Genomic DNA, 15,184 nt, shown 5'->3' with positions numbered 1-15,184 from the left:
ACGGACGGAGCTCAGAGCCGCGATGTGACATCCAGCAGCTCGGTGAGCGAGTGGATCACGCGGATGCCGTCCACCGGAGGCGTGCCGCTCCTGTTGCGATCCAGCCAGAAGGCCGTCAGCCCGGCGTCGCGGGCGCCGATCGCGTCGACGTCGTACTTGTCGCCCACGTAGGCGGTCTCGTACGGCTCCAGCCCGAGCTTGGCGCACCCCGCCAGGAAGATCGTGGGGTCGGGCTTGGCGCATCCGTGTTCCTGCGAGCAGACGATCGCCTCGCCGAAGTGGTCGACGAGGCCGATCGCTCTGAGCTTGCGCAGCTGGTGGTCGAGGGCGGAGTTCGACACCACGCCCAGGACGAACCGCTCGCCCAGTTCCCTCAGGACGGGGGCGGCGTCGGGGAAGGCCGCCCACCAGGTCTCCCTGCCCGCCGCGTATCGGGCGAACCAGGCGGCCGGGTCGTCCGGGACGACACCCACCTCGTCCAGAAATCTCACGACCCGGCGCAACTGCTGCTCCTCGAAGGCCAGCTCACCGGCCAGGAACCTGGCGTACTCCTCCTCCATGATCGTCCGCCATCGCTCCAGCGCCTGCTCCGGCGAACCGAACCGGTCGAGCAACCCCTCGTCCGCCAGATGCCGGAGCACGCGCTGCCGTTCCGAGCCGGTGTAGTCGAAGATCGTGTCGTCGATGTCGAACAGGATTCCCTTGAGCGTCACCCGGCCACGGTAGCCGGGAGCTCACAGGGAGATCGCATGCGGCCCCAGCAGGGTCTTGACGTCGGCGACGAACGACGGCTCGGGGCTGACCGGATACTCCGGCAACGCCAGCAGCACCGTCCTGCCCGTCGAGCGCCGCAGCTGGACGCGTACGGGCACCGTACCCGCGTGCGCGACCAGCACCTGCCTGAGCTCCTCCACGAGCTGCGGGGTGATCCGCTCCTCGCGCAGGTGCAACGTGACCGGGTGCCCGCTGTCGCTGGAGATGCCCGAGACGTCGATCGGGGTGAGATCGTTGGCGAAGACCGAGATGGCCCCGTCGCGGTTGTTGATCTGCCCGGACACCGAGACCACCACGTCGCCGCGCAGCTCGGGAGCGTACAACTCGTAGCTCTTGGGGAAGAACAGGCACTCCACCGCGGCGTCCATGTCCTCGACCGTGGCGATCGCCCACAGGTTGCCCGCCTTGTTGACCCGCCGCTCCACCTTGGTGATCAGGCCGCACACCTTCACGTCTCCCCGATCCTCCCTGCCGCTCTCCAGCAGGTCGGCGATGGTGGTGTCGCGGTTGCGCGCCAGCAGCCGCTCGGTGCCGGCCAGCGGGTGGTCGGAGACGTACAGCCCGAGCATCTCGCGCTCGAAGTCGAGCTTGGTCTTCTTGTCCCACTCGGTCTCCGGCACCGCGATGGAGAAGGAGCTCTCGACCTCGTCGACCGCCCCGAACAGGGAGTCCTGGCCGTGGGCCTCGTTCTTCTTGATGCCGATGACCGAATCGACCGCCTGCTCGTGTACGGCGAGCAGGCCCTTGCGCGGGTGACGCATCGAGTCGAAGCCGCCGGCCTTGATCAGGGATTCGGTGACCCGCTTGTTGCACACCACCAGCGGCACCTTGTCGAGGAAGTCGTTGAAGTCGCCGTAGGCGCCCTTCTCGCGACCGGCGACGATGCCCTCGACGACGTTCTCCCCCACGTTGCGCACGGCCCCCAGGCCGAAGCGCACCGTGTCGTCGCCGACCGCGACGAAGTCGAGGTGCGACTCGTTGACGCAGGGCGCCAGCACCTGGATGCCCATCTTGCGGCACTCGGCCAGGTAGACGGCGGCCTTGTCCTTGTCGTCGCCGACGCTGGTGAGCAGCGCCGCCATGTACTCGGCCGGATAGTTGGCCTTGAGATAGGCGGTCCAGTAGGCGACCAGCCCGTATCCGGCGGTGTGCGACTTGTTGAAGGCGTAGCCCGAGAAGGGCAGCATGACGTCCCACAACGCCTGGATCGCCGCGTCGGAGAACTTGTTGTCCCGCATGCCCGCCTGGAAGTTGACGAACTCCTTGGCCAGGATCTCGGGCTTCTTCTTGCCCATGGCCCGGCGCAGCAGATCGGCGCCTCCCAGGGTGTAGCCCGCCAGCTCGCGGGCGATGGCCATGATCTGCTCCTGGTAGACCAGCAGGTGGTAGGTGGTGCCCAGGATCGGCTCCAGGGCCTCCTTCAGCTCGGGGTGGATCGGGTCGATGTCCTGGCGGGCGTTCTTGCGGTGGGCGTAGTTGGTGTGGGCGTTGGCCGCCATCGGGCCGGGCCGGTAGAGGGCGAGCACGGCCGCGATGTCCTCGAACCTGGTGGGCTCCATGAGCCGCAGCAGCTGGCGCATCGGCCCGCCGTCGAGCTGGAAGACGCCCAGGGTGTCGCCGCGCGCCATGAGCCGGTAGGTGGTCGCGTCGTCGAGCGGGATCGTCAGGGTGTCGAGCTTGATGCCGCGGTTCTGCTCGATGATCTTCATGGCGTGATCGATGATGCCCAGGTTCCGCAGACCCAGGAAGTCCATCTTGATCAGGCCCATCTCCTCGCACGACGGATAGTCGAACCCGGTGATGATCACCTTGTCCTTGTCGCGCATGTGCATGGGGATGAGGTCGAGCAGCGGCGCCGACGACAGGATGACGGCCGCCGCGTGCACGCCCGTGCCGCGGATCAGGCCCTCGATGCCCATCCCGGTGTCGATGACCTTGCGCACGTCGACGTCGTTGTCGTACAGGGAGCGGATCTCGACGCCCTCGACGTAACGCGGGTGACCCTCGTCGAACAGCTTGGCCAGCGGCACGCCCTTGCCCATGACGTCAGGCGGCATCGCCTTGGTGATCTTGTCACCGACCGCGAACGGATAGCCGAGAATGCGCGAGGCGTCCTTGACGGCGGCCTTCGCCTTGATCGTGCCGAACGTGTTGACCTGGGCCGTCATCTCGGTGCCGTACTTGTCGGTGACGTAGCGGACCATGCGGTCACGCTGGCGGTCGTCGAAGTCGAGGTCGATGTCGGGCGGGCTGATGCGCTCCGGGTTCAGGAACCGCTCGAACAGCAGGCCGTGCTCCAGAGGACACAACTCGGTGATGCGGGTCGCGTAGGCGACGATCGAGCCGGTGGCGCTGCCCCGGCCGGGGCCCACGGGGATGCCGTTGTCGCGGGCATAGCGGCAGATGTCGGCGACCACGAGGAAGTACGACGAGAAACCCATCGGGCCGATGATCTTCATCTCGGTCTCGTAGCGCTCCATCACCTCGTCGGGAACCGGCGAGCCGTACCTCATCTCCAGCCCCTCGACCACCTCCTTCCGCAGCCACGACTCCTGCGTCTCCCCCTCCGGCACGTCGGGGAACTGCGGCATCCTGTCGACATAGGTGAACACGTCGTCGTAGTCGCCCACCATCTCGGCGACCAGCAGCGTGTTGTCACACGCCTCGGGCAACTCGGAGAACAGGGAACGCATCTCCTGCGCGGGCTTGAGGTAGTAGCCGGAACCGTTGAAACGGAACCGGTTCGGATCGTCCTTGTTCTTGCCCACCCCGACGCACAGCAGGCTGTCGTGAGCATCGGCCTGATCCTCGGTGACGTAATGCGAGTCGTTCGTCACCAGCAACGGAATCGCGAGCTGCTTGGCCAGGCGCAGCAGATCGTCACGCACGTCACGCTCGATGTCGATGCCATGATCCATCAGCTCCAGGAAGTAGTTGTCCTTGCCGAACATCTCCTGGTAGTCGGCGGCGACCCGCACCGCCTCGTCGTACTGCCCCAGCCTGATCCGCGTCTGCACCGCGCCGGAAGGACACCCGGTCGTCGCGACGATCCCCTCGGCGTGCTGGGCGATCAACTCCCTGTCCATGCGCGGCTTGGAGTAGTAGCCCTCATAGGAGGCCAGCGACGACAACCGGAACAGATTGCGCAACCCTCGGGCGTCCTTCGCCCACATCGTCATGTGCGTGAAGCGGCCGCCGCCCGACACGTCCTTGCCGCCCTCGGCATCGGCCACGCCGGTCTCGGCCCGCTGGCCCCAGAAGACCGGCTTCTTGACGAACCTGTTCTCGGGAGCGACGTACGCCTCGATCCCGATGATCGGCTTCACCGGGCCGCCCTTGGCGGCATGGTAGAACTCGTACGCGCCGAACATGTTGCCGTGATCGGACATCGCGATCGCCGGCATCCCCAGCCGGGCGGCCTCGGCTATCAGCGGCTTGACCTTCGCCGCCCCGTCGAGCATTGAGTACTCGGTGTGCACGTGCAGATGGACGAATGAACCACTCACCTGACCCCAACCTTCCCCGTTCTGGCCCGTCGTGCCCTGGGAGGCTAGTCCTACCGCGCGGGCAGGAGCAGTCTGTGAGTCCGAGGGGAAATCTGCTACTAGTGCTGGGCCATGTCGACGAAGCGGGAGTAGTGGCCCTGGAAGGCGACGGTGACGGTCGCGGTGGGGCCGTTACGGTGCTTGCCCACGATCAGGTCGGCCTCACCGGCTCGGGGTGACTCCTTCTCGTAGGCGTCTTCACGGTGGAGCAGGATGACCATGTCGGCATCTTGCTCGATGCTGCCCGATTCGCGAAGGTCGCTCACTTGTGGGCGCTTGTCGGTCCTCTGCTCCGGACCACGGTTCAGCTGCGACATCGCGATGACCGGGACCTCGAGCTCCTTGGCGAGCAGCTTGATGCCTCGGGAGATCTCGGAGACCTCGTTCTGGCGGCTCTCGGTCTTCTTCGGCGAGCTCATCAGCTGGAGGTAGTCGATGATGACGAAGCGCAGGTCGTGGCGCTGCTTGAGGCGGCGGCACTTGGCGCGGATCTCCATCATCGACATGTTGGGCGAGTCGTCGATGAACAGCGGCGCCTCGGCGACCTCGCTCATGCGGCGGGCGAGCCTGGTCCAGTCGTCGTCGGTCATCATGCCCGAGCGCATGGCGTGGAGCGCCACGCGGGCCTCGGCGGAGAGCAGACGCATCGTGATCTCGTTGCGGGACATTTCCAGCGAGAAGATGACGGTGGTCATACCGTTCTTGATCGCCGCAGATCGGGCGAAGTCCAGGCCGAGTGTGCTGTTGTGCGTGGGGATGCACGTGCGGCCGGCTAGATACATGTGGTCGGCGTTGTCGACCTCCACACATCTGACGGGGACGGACGCGATCGGCCGTACGTCGACGATGTAGCGCGCGCGAGTGGCGGGGTGGGCCGAGGAGACCTGCCGCACCGCTTTCCTGGTCAGGCGGAACACCGGGTCGGGCGTGGTGAAGTTGATCAGGTAGGCGGTGGAGGACTCGGGAGTGCGGCCGTTGACGCGTTTGGTGCGCATGGTCGCCTTGTAGCCGAGGCTGAGGATCAATTCGTGCACGTCGTCGGCCAGGCGCTTGCTGGTGACGGAGAACTGGATCTGGCCGTTGGGGCTGACGTAGCCGTCGGAGTCGAGCAGTCCGGCCAGGAGGTCGCGGCGCTGGTCGAGCGAGCCGCGGAGGTACCGCGCCGGGATGTGCTTGTCGCCCAGCACACCGAGCCCCCGCAGGATGCCCTGCACGGTGCCGTGGGAACGATGACAGCTCTGGCAGCGGCGCATCCCGGTGGACGGCCCTCCGCACTCCGGGCAGCTGGGCGCGAGGACGGGCTCGGAGACGAATCGGGCTCGGCCTCCGCAGCTCCGCCCACACGTGCGCACCTGGGAGGTGCGCGGAGTGAAGTTCTTCCCGCACACGACGCACTCGCGCTCTGGCGTCTCGTCGACGGGAAGCGTCATCTGGTAGGAGATCGACGACCCCACTCGCCTGACGCGCAGGCCACAGCTTTCGAGGGCGGACACGACCTCGGCGTCGGCGGTCGTGATCCTGGCGCTGTCACTGGCGCCGTCGCCCAGCCAGACACCCAGGGCGTAAGGCGCCAGTGGAAGGTCGGCCTCCGGCAGGTCGAACCCGGCGGCGACGCTGACGGCGTGGTTGGGGCGGCCGTCCGCGCAGCGCAGGGTCGCGGCGATCTCCTCGGTGGTGACGACGTCTCGACGAACGATCGACCGGGCCGGCGTGGTGACACGTTGGTGGAGCGCCCCGAGCAGCGCCACCTCGGAGTAGGCGGGGGCGTGCCAGGCGTAGTGTCGCTGAGCTCCGCCTACCGGCACCAGAGCCTTCTGCGCCGACCCGACCGTCCGGGCCACGGTGTGCAGCGCGTGGCGGAAGTCGTCGCCTACGAGCGCGACGGCCTGGCGGTGGGTGACAAGCCGGTCCGGGTGCGCCAGAGCGTCGGCGTAGGCCTGCCGTACACGCTCGACAGCCTCTGCCGGCCGGCGGGAGGTGGGAGCACCCTGGCGGCGGGCCGCGCGGGTGGTGGTGCGCCACTCGTGCTGGGCATCGGCGATGATCACCGATCCGTCGCTGAACTCGACCTCGTAGCAGGGCCTGCCCCGCATCACCTCGGTGGCCGCCACGACACGGGTCGGCCTGCCGTCGGCGTCGATGAGGTGGTCGCCGACCTGGACCTCGCCCATCGTGGTCCACCCGGACGGGGTCGGCAGCGGGGTGTCGAGCGCCAGGGCCTTGCCCATGGCGGGCCGGGCGGCGACGACGATCATCTGGCCCGGGTGCAGGCCGTTGGTGAGCTGGTCGAGGTCGGCGAAGCCGGTGGGGACGCCGACCATCTGGCCGGTGCGGCTGCCGATGGCCTCGAGCTCGTCGAGGGCGCCGGGCATGATCTCCGACAGGGGCCGGTAGTCCTCGGAGGTGCGGCGCTCGGTGACCTTGTAGATCTCGGCCTGGGCGCGGTCGACGAGGTCGTCGACCTCTTCGTTCTGGCCGCCGTAGCCGTAGGAGACGATGCGGGTGCCGGCCTCGATGAGGCGGCGGAGGATGGCCTGCTCGCGGACGATCTTGGCGTAGTAGCCCGCGTTGGCGGCGGTGGGGACGACGGCGGTGAGGGTGTGGAGGTAGGCGGCGCCGCCTACGCGGGCCATCTCGCCGCGCTTCTGGAGCTCGCCGAAGACGGTGACGGCGTCGGCGGGCTCGCCGCGGCCGTAGAGGTCGGTGATGACCTCGTAGATCATCTGGTGGGCCGGGCGATAGAAGTCTTCGGCGCGGATGATCTCGACGACGTCGGCGACGGCGTCCTTGGAAAGGATCATGCCGCCGAGAACGGACTGCTCTGCCTCGATGTTGTGAGGGGGTGTGCGCTCGAAGGATGGGCCTGCGGGCTCGTCCACAATCTCGAGACTCATTCGAACCCCCTTTCGAAAGCAAAGCCTAGCCTACCGGTCTGACAGTCTGACGTCTTTGCAGGTCAACGGCAACATGGGCTGTGGACAAGGTTGTGTCCAACGTTGGGGACGGCCTGTGGAACACGCTGTGGATGGCTGTGGACGACGACTGTGGATAAGTCGAGGGGGCTGCGGAAAACCGGGGGTGAACTGCGCCCCGTTCATCCACCGCCTGTGGAGGAAAGAAAGTTGTCCCCAGTAAGGTCCATAATCTGAAGATGCCCATTACCCCCCGAGATCGAGAGATCCTGCGGCTCGCCGTACCCGCCTTCGGGGCCCTCGTCGCCGAGCCGCTGTTCCTCGTGGCCGACTACGCGATCGTCGGCCACGGTCTGGGGACGACCGCGGTGGGCGCGCTCGGGGTGGCGGGCGCGGTGCTGACCACGCTGATCAACCTGTGCGTCTTCCTGGCGTACGGCACGACGGCGTCGGTGGCGCGCCAGACGGGCGCGGGCAGGCACCGGGAGGCGATGCGCAGCGGGGTCGACGGCATGTGGCTGGCGCTGGGCATCGGGGTGGCGCTGATCGTGCTGGGCTGGCCGCTGGCCCCGTCCGTGGTGGAGCTGTTCGGCGCCGCGCCGGAGCAGACCGAGATGGCGGTGACGTACCTGCGCATCAGCCTGCTCGGCACCCCCGGCATGCTGCTGGTGCTGGCCGGCACGGGCGTGCTCAGAGGGCTGCAGGACACGATGACCCCGCTGGTGGTCGCGGTGGCGTCGTTCGTGCTCAACGCGGTGCTCAACGCCTGGTTCGTGCTGGGGATGGACTGGGGCATCGCGGGTTCTGCATGGGGGACGGTGATCGCGCAAACGGCCGGCGCCGTGGTCTACCTGGTCACGGTGGCCAGGAGCGCCGCGCGGCTGGGCATCCCCCTCGGTCCGGATCTGTCCGGCATCCGCAGGGCGGGCACCGCCGGGATAGCCCTGCTCATCAGAACCGTCTGCCTGCGCGTCGTGCTGCTCGTGGCGACCGCCGTGGCCACCAGGATGGGCTCGGCCGAGCTGGCCGCGTTCGCGCTCGCCTCGCAGATCTGGACCCTCATGGCCTTCGCCCTCGACGCCATCGCGATCGCCGGTCAGGCGCTGACCGGGCGCGCGCTCGGCGCGGGCGACATCGCCGAGACGAGGGCCGCGACCAGGCGCATGGTCCAGTGGGGCCTGTGGTCGGGCGTGGTCCTGGGCCTGCTGGTGATCGCTGCCAGGCCGGTCATCCCCGGCCTGTTCGCCGCCGACCCGCAGGTCACCGCCGAGCTGCTGGCGGTCCTGTGGCCGGTGGCGCTCCTGCAGCCGATCTGCGGCATCGTCTTCGTGCTCGACGGCGTGCTGATCGGCGCGGGCGACCAGAGGTATCTGGCCTGGGCCGGCATCTGGAACACCCTGGTCTTCCTGCCCGCGGCCCTGTTCGCGCCCGATCTGGTGCTGCTGTGGTGCGCGCTCGGCGTGTGGATGGTGGCGCGCTTGGTGGCTCTGGGAACGAGGGCGTACGGCAGCGCCTGGCTGGTTACAGGGGCGTAACCGGTCCGTGCTTGTGAGTTGGCCTTGCGGTAAGGCACTGTCCACCTGAGCCACAAGCGAAGCATGGCCGGGAGCGTGTCGTGACCACCATTCTGCGACGCCTGCCGCCCGCCGAGGCCACCGGTTTACGTACCGGGGCCAGGCACCGGCTGGCGGAGGTATACCGCCCAGCCGACCTGGTCATCCTCGGTCTGGGCGTGATGATCGGCGCGGGCATTTTCAGCATCGCCGGACGCCAGGCGGCCACCACCGCCGGGCCCGGAGTGATCATCTCCTTCCTGGTCGCGGGCATCGCCTGCATGCTGGCCTGTCTGTGTTACGCCGAACTGTCGTCGACCATCCCCGCCTCGGGAAGCGCTTACACGTTCACCTATGTGATCTTCGGCGAGGTGTGGGCCTGGGTGATCGGCTGGGCCCTGCTGCTGGAGATGCTGCTCGCCGCCGCCGTGGTCGCGCACGTGTGGTCGATGTTCGCCACGCGCGCGCTGGCCGTACCCGTGCACGAGAACGTCGGCACCGCCCTGATCCTGCTGCTGCTCACCGGCGTCGTCGCCCTGGGCGCGCGCATCGGGTTGCGGGCGCTGTGGATCATGGTGATCGCCAAGCTGGCCGCCATCCTCGCGGTGATCGTCGTGGGCTTCATGCACTTCGACCCGGCCAACCTGGGCGATTTCGTGGCCGACCCGCAGCCGTCGACGTCGCCGCCCGACACCGTGATCGACGTGCTGCTGGGGCAGAGTCACAACTTCGGCTACCTGGGCGTCTTCGCGGCCGCTCCCGCGATCGCCTTCGCCTACCTGGGCTTCGACATCGTGGCCACGACCGCCGAGGAGACCTCCAACGCGCCGCGTGCCGTACCCAAGGGCATGATCCGCAGCCTCGGACTGGCGACGGTCATCTACATCGCGGTGGCCGTGGTCATGGTCGGGATGGCGCCCTACACGGCCATCTCCCCTGACGCGCCGCTGGCCAGCGCCTTCACCCAGGTCGGGCAGGGGTGGATGGTGCACGTGATCGACATCGGCGCGATCCTCGGGCTCACGACGGTCATCCTGGTGCTGCTCGTCGGGCAGACGCGGGTGCTCTTCTCGATGGCGCGCGACGGGCTGCTGCCGGCGGGCCTGGCGCGGATCAGCCGGCGTTTCCACTCGCCCGCGCGCACCACCGTGGTGCTCGGCGTGATCACGACGCTGGTGGCGGTGCTCGTTCCCGTGCTCACGCTCGAAGAGCTGGTCGTGATGGGGACACTCTTCGCGTTCCTGTTCGTCGCGGCGGGCGTGGTGGTGCTGCGGCGCAGCCGCCCCGACCTGCCGCGCGGCTTCAGCGTGCCCCTGACGCCTGCCGTACCCGCGCTCTCGATGCTGGCGACGCTGTGGCTGATGCTGAACCTCAAGGTGCTGACCTGGGGGTGGTTCGCGTTGTGGATGGCCTTCGGGTTGCTGGTCTATCTGCTGTACGGCAGGCGGCACAGCCTGCTGGCCGCCGCCCCTGCGAAGGGCGGGCGCCACCGGCGCTAGTCGTGCTCCCAGCGCAGCAGGTCTCCCGGCTGGCAGTCGAGCGCCTCGCAGAGCGCGTCGAGCGTGGTGAAGCGCACCGCCTTGGCACGCCCGTTCTTCAGCACCGCCAGGTTGGCCGGGGTGATCCCGACCCGCTCGGCCAGCTCGCCCACCGACATCTTGCGTTTGGCGAGCATCACGTCGATGTCGACGACGATGCCCATCAGACGACCTCTTCCAGCTCGGCCTCCATGCGCACCGCCTGGGCGAGCAGGGCGCGCAGGACGACCACGACGAGCGCGACGCCGACGATCGCCAGGCCGACGCCCCCGACCAGGAGCACCACGCCCGGTGCGACCGCCTCGCCCGGCGCCAGGAGGAAGCCGAGCGCGAACACCAGGAGCGCGCCCGCCCCGATCGCGCCGATGATGACGTCGACGTAGCGGAAGGACGCGTGCGAGAAGACGGTGCCGCGCCTGACCATGGCCACCAGCCGCCACACGCAGACGACGATGACCTGGCCCGCGACCACGCCGAGGAAGACGATCGCCGGCAACGGCACACGCAGGAACGAGTATGCGGGGTCGAGGCCCTCGAGATCCTTGGCCAGCAGCGGCACGATGAACGCCTGGACGATCAGCGAGCCGGCCAGCAGGGCCACCATGACGACGCGCAGGGAATGCACAGTGAGCTTGCCCATGAGTCCTCCTATCGAACAACGATAACTATATATCGAAATTCGATAGGTCGAGACGGCTAGAAACGTCCAGACTCCATGACGCTGCGCAGGAACTCTCGGGTGCGCGCCTCCTGCGGGTCGGTGAAGATCTGCGCGGGCGGACCCTTCTCGATCAGCACGCCGTTGTCGAGGAAGCAGACGGTGTCGGCGATCTCCCGGCAGAAGCTCATCTCGTGCGTGGTCATGATCATCGTCATGCCGGCGTTCTTGAGCTCCTTGATGACGCCGAGCACCTCCACGACCAGCTCCGGGTCCAGCGCCGAGGTGACCTCGTCAAGGAGCAGCAGCTTCGGCTGCGTCGCCACCGCACGGATGATCGCCACCCGCTGCTGCTGGCCGCCGGAGAGCTGGTCGGGATAGGCGCCGGCCCGGTCACCCAGCCCGAACCTCTCCAGCAGGTCGCGCGCCGACCGCTCCGCCTGCGCCCGCGGGACCCGGTGCACCTGGCGCGGGGCCAGCGTGATGTTGTCGAGCACCGACATGTGCGGGAACAGGTTGAACGCCTGGAAGACGATGCCGAGCCGCTTGCGCACGTCGTCGGCGTTCACCCGGGGGTCGGTGATCTCCGCGCCCTCGAGGTGGATCGTGCCGTCGTCGACCTCTTCGAGCAGGTTGACGCACCGCAGCAGCGTCGACTTGCCAGACCCCGAGGCGCCGATCAGGCAGACCACCTCGTGCGGGGCCACCTCAAGATCGATGCCCTTCAGCACGTGACGGCCTCGGTAGCCCTTCCACAGGCCCTCGATCGTCAGGACGTTGAGCTCCGTCATGCCCCGCGCCTCCGCTGCGATCTGGCCGCCAGGTAGTCGGTGAACCTGGCCATCGGGATGGTCAGCAACACGAACAGCAGCGCCGCGACCAGGTAGGGCGTGTAGTTGAAGGTCTTGGCGACATGGATCTGCGCCTGCCTGACCGCCTCGATCACGCCGATCGTGGCGACCAGCGAGGTCTCCTTCTGCAGCGCGACGAAGTCGTTCAGCAGGGGCGGAATCACCCGCCTGACCGCCTGCGGGAGCACCACGAACCGCATCGTCTTGCCGTACGGCAGGCCGAGGCTCCGCGCGGCGGCCACCTGGCTGGGGTGGACCGACTCGATGCCCGACCTGAACACCTCGGCCACGTACGCGCCGTATGACAGCGTCAGCGCGATGATGCCCAGGGTCACCGGGTCGTTGGGGGCGCCCTGGAGGTTCAGCGCGGGCAGGCCGAAACCGATGAGCAGGACCAGGAGCAGGGTGGGGACGCCGCGGAAGAGGTCGGTATAGGCGATCGCCAGCGCGCGCAAGGGGAAGAAGACCGGCGACTTCAGGCCTCTGACCAGCGCCACCAGGAGGCCGACGATCAGGATCAACGGCTCGGCGATCATGAAGATCTTGATGTTGATCAGAAAGCCCTCGGCCACGTCAGGGAGGGCCTTGGTGAAGTTCTCCCAGCTGAAGAAGGTCTCCTCGACCCGCTGCCAGCCCGGGGCGTTGGTCACCACGTAGACGACGAGGACCAGGAAGATGATCGTCGAGATCGTGGCTGTGGAGGCCGAGCGGAGGGTCCGCGACTTGCGGATCTTCTCGCGCTCGGCCTGGCGCTCGCTCTTGACGTAGCTCACCATGTGCTCTTCGTGCTCGGCTCTCCTCGCCCGCGGCTACTGGAGCTCGGGCGCGCCCGCGGCGGCGCTCAGCCACTCCTGCTCGATCTTGTCGAGCTCGCCCTTGCTCTTGAGCGCGTCGACGGCCTTGTCGACGCAGCTCTTCAGCGTGTTGCCCTTCTCCATCACCAGGCCGAACTCCTCCGGCGTGCTGCCCGTCGCGCTGAACTGGCCGACGATCGCGGAGTTCTCGACCTGCGCCGCGGTCACGTAGAACGCGGTCGGCAGGTCCACGACGATCGCGTCGACCTGCTTGTTCTTCAGGGCGTTCACCGCGTCGATCTGGTCGTTGAAGACGCTCGGCTGCGCACTCGGCTGGATCACACTGGTGACGGCCTCCAGCGAGGTGGTGCCGACCTGCACGCCGATCTTGGCGTCCTTGAGCTCTGCCAGCGACTTCGCCTCGGCGAACTTGCCGCCCTTGATCGCGACGACCGCCTGCTTGACGGTGTAGTAGCCGTTGCTGAAGTCGACCGCCTTGGCCCGCTCGGGGCTGATGGAGACCTGGTTGATGTCGAAGTCGAACTTCTTCTGGCCCGGAGCGAAGGCGGTGTCGAACTTGACCGTCTCCCACTTGACCTCGCTGCGGTCGAAACCCAGCTCCCCGGCGACGGCATAGGCGACCGCGCTCTCGAAACCCTGGCCGTTGGCAGGATCGTCGTCCTTGAACCACGGCTCGTAGGCCGGCTTGTCGGTGCCGATCGTCAGCGTGCCCGGGGTGATCAGCTTGAGCTGCTCCTTGGTGCAGGCCGTGGCGGGAGCGCTCGCGCTGCCGGCGGGCGAGGCGGCGGTGGTGGAGCTCGTGGTGTTGTCGGCGGGGGCACAGGCCACGGCCGCCAGCGCGAGTGCGCCGGTCACGAGCAGCAGCGAGGGTCGAGCCATGATCATGCCTCCGGAGTACGAGCGAGGGAACTGCGCGCATTCTACGCCAACTGGATAGGGAATCATGCGGGAGGGGGTGGGTTGACCTGCTGTAACTCGAGTTGGTTGGGTTTGGGGTCACGGCCGTGAATGATCGACTCGCAGCGCTGACGTTGGCCGGCCATGAAGAGGGCTGAGGAGCTCGATGACCCAGACAGGCGTCCCCCACCAGATGTGGCCCCTGTACGCCGCGGGCTTCACCACCGCCTTCGGCGCGCACGGCATCGCCGCCAACCTCGGGGGCTTCTCCGACGACGCCGTCACCTCCCTCCTCGTCCTCGGCGGCCTGCTCGCCCTCTACGACGGCGCAGAAGTGCTGCTCAAACCGCTGTTCGGCACCCTCGCCGACCGCATCGGCGCCCGCCCGGTCCTGCTCGGCGGCCTGATCGCCTTCGCCCTCGCGTCGCTCGTGTACGTCGTCGCCGACAGCCCCGGCTGGTTGTGGACCGCCCGCCTCGGTCAGGGCGCCGCCGCCTCGGCCTTCTCCCCCTCGGCCTCCGCGCTGGTCGCCCGCCTCAACCCGGCGGCCAAGCTGGGGCGGGTCTTCGGCAGCTACGGCTTCTACAAGTCGATCGGCTACACCCTGGGTCCCCTGCTCGGCGGCGTCCTGGTGTGGGCCGGCGGGCTGCGGCTGCTGTTCGCGGTGCTGGCGTTCCTCGGCGTCGCGGTCGCCGTGTGGGCGGCGCTGGCCGTGCCCGCCGTGCCTCCGCTGCCCAAGGCCAGGCAGACGGTCCTCGACCTGGCCAGGCGGCTCGCGGATCCGGCCTTCCTCCTGCCCACCGCCGCTCTCGCCGGCGCCACCGCCGCCCTGTCGGTCGGGGTCGGGTTCCTGCCCGTCTCCGGCAGCGTCGCCGGGCTGGGCACCGTGGCGACCGGCGCCGCGGTGTCCGTCCTCGCGGCCTGCGCCGCCGTCGTCCAGCCCAGGGCCGGGAGCGCCCTGGACGCCGGCCGGTTGTCCGTGCGCGGCGGGATCCTGTGGGGGCTGGCGATCACAGCCGCGGGCCTGGGGTGTGCCGTGCTTCCCGGGGTGGCCGGAATGCTCGCCGCGGCTGTGCTGATCGGGGTGGGGACCGGACTGATCACACCACTCGGGTTCGCGGCGCTCGCCGCCCGGACTCCGGCTGAGCGGATGGGCCAGACGATGGGGGCGGCGGAGCTGGGGCGGGAGCTGGGGGATGCCGGAGGCCCGCTGCTGGTGGCGGGAGTGGCGACGATGGTGGGGCTTTCTGGCGGTTATGCGGTGCTGGCTGTGTTGCTGGCCGCAGGGCCGGTGGTGGCGGTGATGAGGGGGCTCAGGGCTCGGGCGTGAGGCCACTCCCGCCCGGAACCGCAGGCGCTCAAGCGGGACTCGGCAGGTCGATCGAGGCCAACTTGCCCGGATCAGTCACCACCGAGATCTCCACGATCCGCCCCACCACCGTCGTCAACCAGCCGGCGAGATTGTCGATGGTCGCCGCATCCTGGCGGGCGAGCCGCAACCACGCCTCCTGCACCACGTCGTCGGCGTCGGCATCCGACCCCAGCACCCGGCGGGCGACCGCCCGCAACCGCTCACGCTGCGCCGCGAACGCCTCGGCCAGCACATCGGACATGGTGTTACCTTCCTCGATTCCGCTCCGT

General features: G+C 68.4%; 11 protein-coding genes and 1 pseudogene. 3 read left to right on the top strand and 9 right to left on the bottom strand.

The genetic code is table 11. The features are described from left to right. Positions 1–11: 11 nt before the first annotated feature. From HNR30_RS15925 to dnaB, 3 genes are all read right to left on the bottom strand, one after another. A complete protein-coding gene (locus HNR30_RS15925) occupies positions 12–713 on the bottom strand; it encodes an HAD family hydrolase (RefSeq protein WP_181610621.1) in 702 nt (233 codons plus the stop codon). Positions 714–734: 21 nt separating this feature from the next. Beyond that, a complete protein-coding gene (dnaE, locus tag HNR30_RS15920) occupies positions 735–4,280 on the bottom strand; it encodes a DNA polymerase III subunit alpha (RefSeq protein WP_181610620.1) in 3,546 nt (1,181 codons plus the stop codon). A 98-nt stretch (positions 4,281–4,378) separates the two neighbouring features. Further along, on the bottom strand, positions 4,379–7,213 hold the full coding sequence (gene dnaB, locus HNR30_RS15915; protein ID WP_181610619.1) for a replicative DNA helicase: 2,835 nt from the start codon (positions 7,211–7,213) through the stop codon (positions 4,379–4,381). Between the two features lie 257 nt (positions 7,214–7,470). On the opposite strand from dnaB, the gene HNR30_RS15910 reads away from it, so the two are divergent. Then, positions 7,471–8,766, top strand: coding sequence for an MATE family efflux transporter (locus HNR30_RS15910; RefSeq protein ID WP_181610618.1), 1,296 nt, complete (start codon positions 7,471–7,473; stop codon positions 8,764–8,766). 80 nt (positions 8,767–8,846) lie between these two features. After that, positions 8,847–10,283 carry an APC family permease gene (locus tag HNR30_RS15905; RefSeq protein ID WP_312894438.1) on the top strand — a complete coding sequence of 479 codons (1,437 nt, stop codon included), beginning with the start codon at positions 8,847–8,849 and terminating at the stop codon, positions 10,281–10,283. Here the strand turns inward: HNR30_RS15905 and HNR30_RS15900 are convergent. The 5 genes from HNR30_RS15900 to HNR30_RS15880 are packed head-to-tail and all read right to left on the bottom strand — an operon-like array spanning position 10,280 to position 13,531. Beyond that, the gene (locus tag HNR30_RS15900) at positions 10,280–10,486 is read right to left on the bottom strand and encodes a helix-turn-helix domain-containing protein (RefSeq protein WP_181610617.1); all 207 of its coding nucleotides are present in this window, start codon (positions 10,484–10,486) and stop codon (positions 10,280–10,282) included. The two genes, HNR30_RS15905 and HNR30_RS15900, sit on opposite strands and share 4 nt — an antisense overlap. Next, positions 10,486–10,962 carry a DUF2975 domain-containing protein gene (locus HNR30_RS15895; RefSeq protein ID WP_181610616.1) on the bottom strand — a complete coding sequence of 159 codons (477 nt, stop codon included), beginning with the start codon at positions 10,960–10,962 and terminating at the stop codon, positions 10,486–10,488. The genes HNR30_RS15900 and HNR30_RS15895 overlap by 1 nt, the downstream gene beginning before the upstream one ends. 56 nt (positions 10,963–11,018) lie before the next feature. Beyond that, positions 11,019–11,771 carry an amino acid ABC transporter ATP-binding protein gene (locus HNR30_RS15890; protein WP_181610615.1) on the bottom strand — a complete coding sequence of 251 codons (753 nt, stop codon included), beginning with the start codon at positions 11,769–11,771 and terminating at the stop codon, positions 11,019–11,021. Continuing rightward, complete coding sequence (locus HNR30_RS15885; RefSeq protein ID WP_181610614.1) at positions 11,768–12,607, bottom strand: amino acid ABC transporter permease; 840 nt, start codon at positions 12,605–12,607, stop codon at positions 11,768–11,770. Before HNR30_RS15885 ends, HNR30_RS15890 begins: the two co-directional genes overlap by 4 nt. Before the next feature lie 33 nt (positions 12,608–12,640). Next, on the bottom strand, positions 12,641–13,531 hold the full coding sequence (locus HNR30_RS15880) for an ABC transporter substrate-binding protein (RefSeq protein WP_246378597.1): 891 nt from the start codon (positions 13,529–13,531) through the stop codon (positions 12,641–12,643). Positions 13,532–13,709: 178 nt separating this feature from the next. Between HNR30_RS15880 and HNR30_RS15875 the strand changes: the two genes are divergently transcribed. After that, complete coding sequence (locus tag HNR30_RS15875) at positions 13,710–14,873, top strand: MFS transporter (protein WP_220133595.1); 1,164 nt, start codon at positions 13,710–13,712, stop codon at positions 14,871–14,873. 94 nt (positions 14,874–14,967) lie between these two features. Here HNR30_RS15875 and HNR30_RS15870 read toward each other — a convergent pair. Next, positions 14,968–15,156 (bottom strand): annotated as a pseudogene (locus HNR30_RS15870) (sigma factor); the annotation flags it as partial. Positions 15,157–15,184: the final 28 nt, after the last annotated feature.

It is taken from the genome of Nonomuraea soli (assembly GCF_013761175.1).
Lineage (GTDB): Bacteria > Actinomycetota > Actinomycetes > Streptosporangiales > Streptosporangiaceae > Nonomuraea > Nonomuraea soli.
Note: the sequence above shows the minus strand (reverse complement) of the source record. Positions and strands in the feature narration are given on the sequence as shown.

Bases quoted from the DNA above. Each gene is read 5' to 3' on its own strand.
- dnaB (WP_181610619.1), bottom strand. From the start codon at position 7,213: ATGAGTCTCGAGATTGTGGACGAGCCCGCAGGCCCATCCTTCGAGCGC.
- HNR30_RS15910 (WP_181610618.1), top strand. From the start codon at position 7,471: ATGCCCATTACCCCCCGAGATCGAGAGATCCTGCGGCTCGCCGTACCC.
- HNR30_RS15900 (WP_181610617.1), bottom strand. From the start codon at position 10,486: ATGGGCATCGTCGTCGACATCGACGTGATGCTCGCCAAACGCAAGATG.
- HNR30_RS15895 (WP_181610616.1), bottom strand. From the start codon at position 10,962: ATGGGCAAGCTCACTGTGCATTCCCTGCGCGTCGTCATGGTGGCCCTG.
- HNR30_RS15890 (WP_181610615.1), bottom strand. From the start codon at position 11,771: ATGACGGAGCTCAACGTCCTGACGATCGAGGGCCTGTGGAAGGGCTAC.
- HNR30_RS15885 (WP_181610614.1), bottom strand. From the start codon at position 12,607: ATGGTGAGCTACGTCAAGAGCGAGCGCCAGGCCGAGCGCGAGAAGATC.
- HNR30_RS15880 (WP_246378597.1), bottom strand. From the start codon at position 13,531: ATGATCATGGCTCGACCCTCGCTGCTGCTCGTGACCGGCGCACTCGCG.
- HNR30_RS15875 (WP_220133595.1), top strand. From the start codon at position 13,710: ATGACCCAGACAGGCGTCCCCCACCAGATGTGGCCCCTGTACGCCGCG.